The sequence below is a fragment of the Actinocorallia sp. A-T 12471 genome, from assembly GCF_033875155.1.
Classification (GTDB): domain Bacteria; phylum Actinomycetota; class Actinomycetes; order Streptosporangiales; family Streptosporangiaceae; genus Actinocorallia.
The window spans coordinates 279,526-289,451 of record NZ_JAWZTE010000002.1; the positions used below are offsets into that span (position 1 = coordinate 279,526).

At 70.0% G+C, this 9,926-nt stretch carries 5 protein-coding genes; 1 reads left to right on the forward strand and 4 read right to left on the reverse strand.

The window, feature by feature from the left end:
- Nucleotides 1-7: 7 nt before the first annotated feature.
- Both R9X44_RS06390 and R9X44_RS06395 read right to left on the reverse strand, forming a co-directional pair.
- The gene (locus R9X44_RS06390; protein ID WP_319813041.1) at nt 8-976 is read right to left on the reverse strand and encodes a phosphotriesterase-related protein; all 969 of its coding nucleotides are present in this window, start codon (nt 974-976) and stop codon (nt 8-10) included.
- Nucleotides 973-1,749, reverse strand: coding sequence for a phytanoyl-CoA dioxygenase family protein (locus R9X44_RS06395; protein WP_319813042.1), 777 nt, complete (start codon nt 1,747-1,749; stop codon nt 973-975). Before R9X44_RS06395 ends, R9X44_RS06390 begins: the two co-directional genes overlap by 4 nt.
- 89 nt (nt 1,750-1,838) lie before the next feature.
- Between R9X44_RS06395 and R9X44_RS06400 the strand changes: the two genes are divergently transcribed.
- Nucleotides 1,839-2,753 (forward strand): TIGR03621 family F420-dependent LLM class oxidoreductase, encoded by a 915-nt coding sequence (locus R9X44_RS06400; RefSeq protein ID WP_319813043.1) that lies wholly within the window; start codon nt 1,839-1,841, stop codon nt 2,751-2,753.
- Nucleotides 2,754-2,792: 39 nt separating this feature from the next.
- Here R9X44_RS06400 and R9X44_RS06405 read toward each other — a convergent pair whose 3' ends face one another.
- Nucleotides 2,793-6,353: a carbohydrate binding domain-containing protein gene (locus tag R9X44_RS06405; protein ID WP_319813044.1), complete on the reverse strand. Its 3,561-nt coding sequence runs from the start codon at nt 6,351-6,353 to the stop codon at nt 2,793-2,795.
- 62 nt (nt 6,354-6,415) lie between these two features.
- Nucleotides 6,416-9,901: an alpha-amylase family glycosyl hydrolase gene (locus tag R9X44_RS06410; RefSeq protein WP_319813045.1), complete on the reverse strand. Its 3,486-nt coding sequence runs from the start codon at nt 9,899-9,901 to the stop codon at nt 6,416-6,418.
- Nucleotides 9,902-9,926 lie beyond the last annotated feature (25 nt).

A 9,926-nucleotide genomic window follows, 5' to 3' on the forward strand; every position in this document is an offset into this window, starting at 1 on the left:
GGCCCCCTCAGTAGGGAGCGACGGGTGTGAGGACCCGCCGCGGGTTGTCGGTGAGCATCAGGTCGATCTGGGCGCGGGTGACGCCGCGGTCCAGCAGGGCGGGCAGCACGTCGGACGAGATGTGCTTCAGGTGGTAGTTCGGATGCCTTTCGGCGATGACGTCCCACTCGAACCTGTCGTTGAAGCAGTACGAGTCGTGGCCGAGGACCATCCGCTCGGCGTAACCGAGTTCGCACATGGCCGCGACGGTCGCGACGCGGTCCTCGAAGGAGGTGAACTCGATGCCGAAGCGGTCCATGCCGAGGTAGGAGCCGTTGTCGGCGAGGGTGCGCAGGTAGTCGAGGTCGGTGGAGTCGCCCGCGTGGCCGATGACGACACGGTTCAGGTCGACGCCCTCTTCGACAAGGAGTTTCTGCTGGTCGAGGCCGTTGCGTACGGACGACTCGCTATGCGTGGTGATGGGCACGCCGGTCTCGCGGTGTGCCTTGGCGCAGGCCCGGATGACGCGTTCTACGCCGGTCGTCATCCCCTGCTTGCCTGTGGCGCACTTGAGCATCCCGGCTTTGACGCCCGTGCGGCCGATGCCTTCGGTGATGTCCCGGATGAAGAACTCCGCGAGCCTGTCCTCTCCGCCGAAGAGCGTGCCGGGGCCTCGGTTGGCGAAGTAGGCGGGCAGGTCGTCGTAGGTGTACAGGCCGGTGGCCACGACGATGTTCACCGACGTCAGTTCCGCGACCCGCTGCACGGCGGGGACGTACCTGCCGAGGCCGATGACGGTGAGGTCCACGACGGTGTCGATGCCTAGCGCGCGCACGGCCTCCAACTTGGCTGCGGCGTCGGCGGCGCAGCGTTCCAGGTCCCAGCCTTCGGGGACGTCCGGCCAGTTCCACAGGATCTCGGGGCTGAGTCCGAAGATGTGCTCGTGCATGAGGACCGCGCCCAGGTGGTCGGCGGGTCCGCGGACGGTCTGGATCACGCGGTGACCTCCGGGAAGCGGGGATGGTCGAACGGTTTGTTGACCTCGAGGCCGAGGCCGTCTGTCTGCGCGTAAGGCGTGCCGGTGTACAGGGCGTCGGAGTCGAAGTACGTGACGGTGAACGAAAGCCGCGGTTCGTCGCGCAGGTTCGCGCCCGACCCGTGGACGGTGAGGGCGTGGTGGACCGTCGCGTCGCCCGCGGCGAGGTCGAGCGGGTCGGACAGGGGGAGGTCGGCGAGCCAGGGGTGCTGCGAGGGCTGGTCGTCGCCTTCGCGGGTGAAACTGCGGCCGAGCACCCCGTACCGGTGGGAGCCGGTGTAGAAGCGCAGCGACCCCATCTCGGCGGGGATGTCGCCGAGGGCGAGCCAGACCGTCAGCATCTCCGAGCGGTCCATCGGCATCCAGGGGAAGTCCTGGTGGAACACCGTCGCGCCGTGGCCGCCCGCGCCCTCCGGCTCCTTGACGAGCAGGTTCGTCACCTGCACGCGCACCTTCGCGACGCCCTTGAGCAGCCGTGCGGCAGTCCTGCCGAGGGTGCCGTCGAGGGTGAGTGAGCGGAAGAGCTGGTCGGTCTCAGCGATGTCGCGGGACTGGCCGAACGCCTGGTCGACGGCGCTGCGCCGGGCCCTGTCGCGCTCGGCGAGGCGGGCCAGGGCGGTGGCGCGCAGGTCGGCGACGGTCTCGGGCGGGAGGAGGCCGGGCAGGTGGACCCAGCCGTTCTCGCGGAAGAAGGCGACCTCGTCGTCGGTCGCGGGACGCACTGCGAGGGACATTGCCCAAGTGTCGAACGCGCGGCATGGTAAAGCAAGCGCTTGGTTTGAATGATCCACCGACCAGAGGTCCCCCACAGGAGGAGTCCCCCATGTCACGTCAGTTCCGTTTCGGCGCGGTCCTGCGCCTCGCCGACTCCGGCCGCGCCTGGGCCGACAAGGCCCGCCGCCTCGAAGACGACGGCTTCAGCACGCTGCTCGTCCCCGACCACCTCGTCGGCCCCCGCTTCGGACCCGTCGCCGCGATGACGGCCGCGGCCTGCGCGACCGAGACGCTGAACGTGGGGACGCTGGTGTTCGCCAACGACTTCCGGCACCCGGCCGTGCTCGCCAAGGAGGCCGCCACGATCGACCTGCTCTCCGACGGCCGCCTTGAACTCGGCATGGGCACCGGGTGGATGGCCCGCGACTACGACGCCGCAGGCATGGAGCTGGCTTCCCCGGGCGTCAGGGTGGCCCGCCTCGATGAGTCGCTCCAGGTCATGAAGGCGCTGTGGAGGGGCGGGCCCGTGAACTTCGAGGGGAAGCACTACAAGATCGCGGGGCTTGAGCAGGACCCCCTGCCGGCGCGTAAGCCGGGTCCGCGCATCATGCTCGGGGGCGGCGGTCCGAAGATGCTCGCGCTCGCGGCCCGTGAGGCCGACGTGGTCAACCTGACGATGCGGGTGCGCGCCGACGGCGCCGGCCCCGACCTGCGCGACAGCGGGATCGCCCAGTTCCGCGACAAGATCGCCACGCTCAAGGCGGCGGCCGGAAGCCGGTTCGGCGAGATCGAGCTCGGGACGTCGGTGCTGAGCCTCGGACTCGGCGCGCAGCCCGAGGCGTGGAGCGCGGCGAACCCGTCGGCGCAGGAGGGGACGCCGCAGGTGCTCGCCGGGTCGCTGGACGAGGTCTGCGACGCGCTGCGCCGCTGGCGCGAGGAGCTCGGAATCTCCTACTTCGTCCTGCACAACGAGGACGACCTGCCGTCCTTCCGGCAGGTCGTCTCGCGCCTCGCGGGCACGTGAGCCGACGCGCGGCCCCGGGGCGCGGGGCCGCGCGTCAGGTCATCCCAGGTACGGGCCGGGCGTCCCGATCCGGCCCGGCGCGGCGTTCGCGCCGGGAAGGTCGAGGACGTAGGCCCGCAGGTCGCCCTTTCCGGACGGGACCGCCGTCAGGGTCCCGTTCGTGACCACCTTGACGTCCCCGGTGACGGCGTCCTTGTAGGTGCCGTTCGGGATTCCGGCGAAGGAGGCCGAACCGGAGATGGCGACGAGCACGAAGCTGTCCACTCCCCCGGCGGTGTACCTCCGTTTGAACGCCAGATCGCCCGAGACGCCCTCACGGGAGTACTGGCCCATCTGGAGTGCCGGGACGGCCCTGCGAATCCTGTTGAGCCGCTGGAGGTGCTTGACGAGCGGCTGCGCGAGGGTCGTGGCGACCTGCCCCGACGCGCTGGAGGCGATGCCGAAGTCGGCGGCGGTGACCGACCCGGCGAGGTGGTCGCCGAAGTACGCGCGGCCCGTCGTGGACAGGGGGCAGGTCGGGCCGCAGTCGATCCGCGCGCCCTTCATGAACTCGATCTCCGACCCGTAGTAGAGGGTGGGGATGCCCCGGAACGTCCACATCAGCGCCATGTTCTCCGCCCACGCGTCGGTTCCTCCGGTGTACCGGACGTTCGACTTGTTGGGCCCGTAGTCGTGCGAGTCGACGTACACGGCGTTGAAGGTGGCGTCGTTGGTGGCGTCGTCGGAGTCCCTGCCGTTGTGGAAGGCGTTGCTGGCGTCCCCGAAGTTCATGTGCATGCGCATGTCGATGATGTTCATGCCGGAGAACTGGGAGTGGTCGGGGGCGTGGTAGGCGTTGCCGTTCAGGAAGGCGTTCGAGGACGTCGGCTGGTTGCCGGTGCCCATGGTGTTCTCGTAGGAGAACTGGTCGAGGGCGGCCTGGACGTCGTCGCCGGTGTAGGTGCGGCGTTCCTTCCAGGTGAAGAACTGCGCCGAGTGGTTGACCGAGCCGCGGTTCCACTTGTCGTTGACGAAGGCGGCGACCTCTCCGAACACGTAGAAGTCCTTGGCCTTGTCCGCGCCGTACTTGTCGACGAGCTTCGCCTCAAGGGCGGGCAGGAACCTTCGGTTCCACGTGACGCGCGGGATATGGACCGCGGTGTCGATGCGGAAGCCGTCGACGCCCATGTCGATGTACCTGTTGTGGACGTCGATGAGGTACTGCTGGACGGCCGGGTTCTCGGTGTTGAAGTCGGCGAGGTCCTCGTGCAGCCAGCAGCTGCGGGCGTCCTCGCCCTCCCAGTTGCCGATCCAGCACTGGTGGTAGAGGTCGGCAGGGAAGAGCTTGGAGGTCGGCGTGGGCCACTGGCAGTGCCGCAGCGCGAACCCTTCCGGGCTCGACTGGCCGGTCGCCACGCCGTAGTTCGGGCAGGCGTTCCCTGCGGGGACTTCCGTGCTCCACAGGTCGCCGTTGTAAGGACGGCCCTTGGCCATCGCGTTCTGTGCGGCGGTCATAGCCGGGTCGTTCCCTTGGTGCTCGTCAAGCGGGTCGTAGGTCTTGCCCGCCTGCTTGGCGCTGTAGAACCAGTCCCACTGGCCGTCGCGCGCGCCCCAGACCTTCGGCACGTACAGGCCCTTGGCTCCCCACCGGGACGAGTGGTTGTAGACGACGTCCTGGTAGATCTTGATGCCCTTGGCGTGCGCGCCGTCGATGAGGTCCTGGTAGGACGCGCCGGGGGACTCGAGGCGTGGGTCGACGCGGTAGAAGTCCCAGCCGTGGTAGCCGTGGAAGTCGTAGTCGGAGCGGTTGAGGACGACAGGGGTGATCCAGATCGCGGAGAAGCCGAGCGCCTTGATGTAGTCGAGGCGGTCGATGAGGCCCTTGAAGTCGCCGCGGAACATGGGGTCGTTCGCCGCCGCGTTGCCGGACTTGACGTGCTGGCTGCCGCCCCGGTTGTTGCCGGCGTGGCCGTCCATGAAGCGCGCGGTCATCGCGAAGTAGATCGCGTCCTTGCGGGGGTCGCCGCCCAGCATCTCGCCGGGTTCCGGCTCGGGCGCGGCCTCCCCCGTCGTCACGGTGACGGACGCGCTCGCGGCCGAGGTGTTGCCCGCCGCGTCATACGCCCGGACCGTGTAGGTGTAGGCGGTTTGCGGGGCGAGGCCGGGGAGGCTGAGGAACGGCGACGAGGTCGCGTAGACGGTGGTGTCGCCGCCGCGCGTCTGGGTGACGGTGTAGCCGGTGACGCCCACGTTGTCGGTGGAGGCCGTCCACGCCAGCTCGACCGTGGTGCCGTCGGCCGTGCCGCTCAGCCCGGACGGGACGGTCGGGGCCTGTGTGTCGGGCACGGGGGCCGCGCACGGGTCGGGCGCGGCGGCGGTGATCACGCCGTCCTTCACGGTCGTCCTGCCGAGGCCGAGCGTGTAGTCCGATCCGCCGTTGTTGTCCCAGACGCCCGAGCCGTTGTTGAACGCGGCCTTCAGCCCGGTCGCGGTGCCCAGATCGAGCGTCTTGACCGCCCAGTCGGCGCAGGCCGCGTCCATGAGGACGCCGGGCGTGGCCGTCCACGCGCCGCCCGTCGGCTGGTAGTGGACGCGCGGGGCGGTCCAGCCCCTGGTCTTGGTGAAGTAGTAGACGTCCGCCTTGTTGGTCTGCGGCGCGGCCCCGGTGGTGCGGGTGACGCCGGACGACTGGGCCGAGACGTTCCCCGCCGCGTCGCGCGCGAGCACGCTGTAGGTGTAGGACGTCTCCGGCGCGAGCCCGTCGTCTGTGTAGGACGTGGTTGTGGAGGGCAGCTCGACGGTCCCGTCCGGGCCGACGCGCCGGACGGTGTAGCCGGTGACGCCGACGTCGTCGGTCGCGGCGGTCCAGCTCAGTGTGATCCGGGTGCCGCTGACGGTCGCGGCGAGCCCGGTCGGCACGGTAGGCGCGGTGATGTCGGGCGTGCACGGGTTCGCCGCGTCCGGGGTGATGACGCCGTTCTTGATGGTCGTCGTGCCGATGGGCAGGGCGTAGTCGGTTCCGCCGTTGTTGTCCCAAGTGCCCGACCCGTTGTTGAACGCGGCTTTCAGGCTGGTGGCCGTGCCGATGTCGAGGGTCTTGACGGCCCAGCCGGCGCAGGCCGGGTCCATGAGCAGGCCCGGCGCGGCGGTCCAGGAGCCGCCGGAAGGCTGGTAGTGCAGGCGGGGACTCGCCCAGGAGCTCGCGTAGTAGACGGTCGCGGTGTTGCCGGGCTGGACGGGCCCGCAGGGGTCGCCCGCGCCGACGACGCCCGCGTTGACCGTCACGTTCCCGGTCGGGAGGGCGTAGTTCCCGCCGCCGTTGTTGTCCCAGATGCCCGAGCCGTTGTTGAACACGGCGGTCAGGCCGGGCGCGGTGCCGAGGTCGATGGTGCGCTTGACCCAGCCCGCGCAGGCGACCTCCATGGCGACGCCGGGGACCGTCGTCCAGGAGCCTCCCGAGGGCTGGTAGTGGATGTTGGTCGTGGCCCAGCCCGTCTTGTAGAAGACGGTGGCCGACGTGGCCGCCGCGGCCGGTGGCGCGGCCGCCAGGGCCGCCGCGCAGGCGAGCGCGGCGGCCGCCGCGACTCCCCTCCCCGGCCGTGATCTCGTGGGGTGCTGCATGGTGCTCCTCAAGGGGGGTGGTGAGGGGCCGGGCCGAGGCAGCCCGGCCCCGTGACCGGCCGTCAGTCGGCCGGTGCGATCCTTGTCGCGGCGAGGAGGCGGCCCTCCCCGTCGCGTTCCACGACGACGGCTCCGGAGCCGGTCGCGGCGGTGAGGAGTCCGGCGTCGCGGGGATCGACGGCGAACGCCTTGCGGTCGGCGTAGTCGGGGTAGCGCTCCTGCTGCGCTTCGGTGAGCCCGCCTGACGGGATCAACCGGATGATCCGGACGTCGCCCGTGATCCGTCCGTCGGCGTAGCCGAGTTCGCCGGAGCCGGGGAAGACGAGCGTGTAGGAGCGCGCGGTGGTCGTCCTGCGCTTCCACGCGACGACGCCGTCGTCGAGCAGGTGCGCGCCGACCTCCTCCAGGTCGACCTCGGGGGCCGCGCCGCCGACGACGGGCAGCAGGTAGCCGGGGGTCGCGGCCTGAATCCACACCTCGTTGCCGAAGGTCGCGAGGTCGAGGGACTGGTCGTCGGGGAGGTCCTTGATGTCGCCCTTGTGCAGGATGTACGACAGCGATTCCGCGCCCGGGGCGAGCGGGATCTCCCAGTAGACGCCGAACGCGTCGGTTCCGGCGGGTGCGGGCGGGTTCGCCCAGTCCGTGGGGGTGGCCGCGCCCGCCCAGGCGTGCGGGCCCCATCCGGTGTAGTCGCCGTCGGCGCGGCGGTAGTGCAGGACGGCGAGGCCGTCCGCCGCCGCCTTGGAGGCGTACAGGGGTTGCTCTCCGGAGTCGACGTAGCCGTCCGGTTGGTCGGCGGGGATAAGGGACTGGTCGGTACCGGGGTCCTTCTCGTCGCCCCGGTGGACGATGAAGTTGAGCGGGGCGTAGGCGTCGGCCAGAGGGATCTTCCAGTACGCGCCGTAGGAGTCGGTGCCGTCGGGCGTCCTGGGCTCGGTCCAGGAGGTGGCGACGCCGTCGGCGAGGCCCTCGCCCCACAGATGCAGGCCCCAGCCGGTGTAGTCGCCGTCGGGGCGGCGGTAGTGGACCGTGGCGTGACCCTGGGCCTCGGCGCGTGACGCGAACGCGTCGGCGGCGTCGGGGCGGAGCCAGATCTCGCCCGTGTTGGCCGGGACGGTGTGCTCGGCGATAGCCGTGTCGCCGTCACGGACGCTCAAGACGACCTCCTGAGCGTCCTCGGCGAGCTTCACCCAGGCGAACGCGCCGTAGGAGTCGCGGCCCGCGAACGGGATAGAGCCCGGCTGGGCGACGTCGCCGGAGGCGGTGACGGTCAGGCCGTCGTAGTCGCCGTCCTCGGCGCGGTAGTGGACGAGGACGTTCTCGCGCGCCACCTGCCCGGGTTCGGGCTCGGGGGCGGGTTCCGCGACGGTCCCGGAGACCTGGGCGGAGGCGATCCTTCCGGCGCTGTCCACCGCGATCGCCTTGTAGGTGACCGTTGTGCCGGGGGTAAGCGCGCTGACGTCGTGGAAGACGCGGAAGTCGCGATTGTCGTCCACGCCGATGTGCTTCCAGCCGCCGGAGCCGATCTTGGCGAGGAAGACGACGCGGTCGAAGCCCGTGCCGGGGACGGTCGCGGTGACCTCGGCGCGGCCGGACAGCGCGGCGTCGGGCAGCGCGACGGTCACCGAGGGGGCGGCGTCGGGCTTGGCGAGCTTGCGACCGGCCTTGAGGACGACGGCCTGGAGCGGCGGGACCGTCACGGTGAGGACCTTGTCCCGTGCCGTGGTGGTCCGTTCGGTGGTGCCGTAGACGCCGGTGAACTGGGTGTTCGCGGAGAAGGTCGGGATCTTCACCTTCGCCGGGGCCTTCCCGCTGTTGACCGCGACGACGTATTCGACGTTCTCGTCCGGGTCGATCCGGGAGTAGGCGTAGACGTTGCCGTCGGAGATCCGCTCGATCTGTGCGCCGTCACGCAGGGCCGGGTGGGCCGAGGTGAGGTCGGCGAGCTTCCGGATACCGGTGTAGAGCGGGTGTTTGGTGTCGAAGTTGTCGCGGGCGTGGGTGGAGGCGGTGCCGATGAGGTCGTCGTCTAGGTACTCGGGGACCTGGGAGGCGAACATCGAGGTGCGGGCGAGCTGGTCGTTGCCGTCGCCGGTGAAGCCCTGCTCGTCGCCGTAGTAGACGACGGGCTGGCCGCGCGTCAGGTACATGAGCTGGTGGGCGAACTGGTCGCGTTTCAGCAGTTCCGCGTCCGAGATGCCCGGGTTGTCGCGCTGGAGGAAGCCGCCGATCCTGCCCATGTCGTGGTTGCCGAGGAAGGTCGGCAGGGAGTAGGCGTTGCCGTCGCCGTCGGTGTAACGGTCGTCCTGCGCGTACAGCCGCCGCAGTACGTCGGCCGACCCTCCCGACGCGTAAGCGCGCGCGGCCTCCTGGAACGGGAAGTCGAGGACGGACTGGAGCCGCCCCTCCGAGGTGTACTTCGACGTCACCGCGACGTCGCTGCTGTAGACCTCGCCGAACATGAAGAAGTCCTTCTTGCCCTGCTTCCTGGCATAGCCGAGGACGTCGGGCGCGAACTGCTTCCAGAACTCGAGGTTGACGTGCTTGACGGTGTCGATCCGGAACCCATCGATCCCGGCTTCCTTCACCCACGTTCGGTAGATGTCCGTCATGCCCTTGACGACCCGGGGATGTTCGGTGAACAGGTCGTCGAGGCCGTAGAAGTCGCCGTACTCGCCGCTCTCTCCGGCGAAGGTCGAGTCCCCCCGGTTGTGGTAGAGGGTGACGTCGTTCAGCCAGGCCGGGACCTTCTTCGGCAGGGACGCGTCAACGACCGGGGTGTAAGGGAACGACTTGTCTGTCAGCTCGGGGAAGGCGGGACTCCCGGCGGCGTCGTAGTCCCTGTCGTCAAAGGGGCGGTTGTCGGCGTCGAGGTACGGAGACGTGCTCTTGGGCCGGTAGGAGTACTTCTTCTCGGCGTAGTCGATGATGTCGGCGGTGTGGTTGGTGATCACGTCGAAGAACACCTTCATGCCGCGTTTGTGCGCCTCCTTGACCAGGCGCTTCATCTCGGCGTTGGTGCCCAGGTGCGGGTCGATCCGGGTGAAGTCGGTGATCCAGTAGCCGTGGTATCCGGCCGACACGTTGTCGCCCGTGCCCTGGACGGGACGGTTCGCGAACATCGGCGTCAGCCAGAGCGAGGTGCTGCCGAGACCCTTGATGTAGTCGAGCTTGCCGATCAGCCCGGCGAGGTCGCCGCCCTGGTAGAAGCCGCGTTTTGTGGGGTCGTATCCGGTCGTGAGCGGGCCGCCGGACAGGCCGCCCTTGTCGTTGGACCTGTCGCCGTTGGCGAACCTGTCGGTCATCGCGAAGTAGAAGCGCTCACGGCTCAGGCTCGGCCTGACCGGCGCGTCCTTGAGCAGGCGGCGGTCCTCGGCGTCGGCGCGGCCGCTGGGGCCCGAGCGGGCGGGTTTCGGCCGGTGGTCGCCCGGCGCGGCCGCCGTAGGGGAGGCGATCACGGGGCTGAGGAGTGAGGCTCCGAGCACGGCGGCCAGGCCGGTCCGCAGGACGCGGCGCGGACGGGGTGCGGAGCCGCGGAGGGGTGCCACGGCGTGTCCTTTCTTGGGTGGGAGG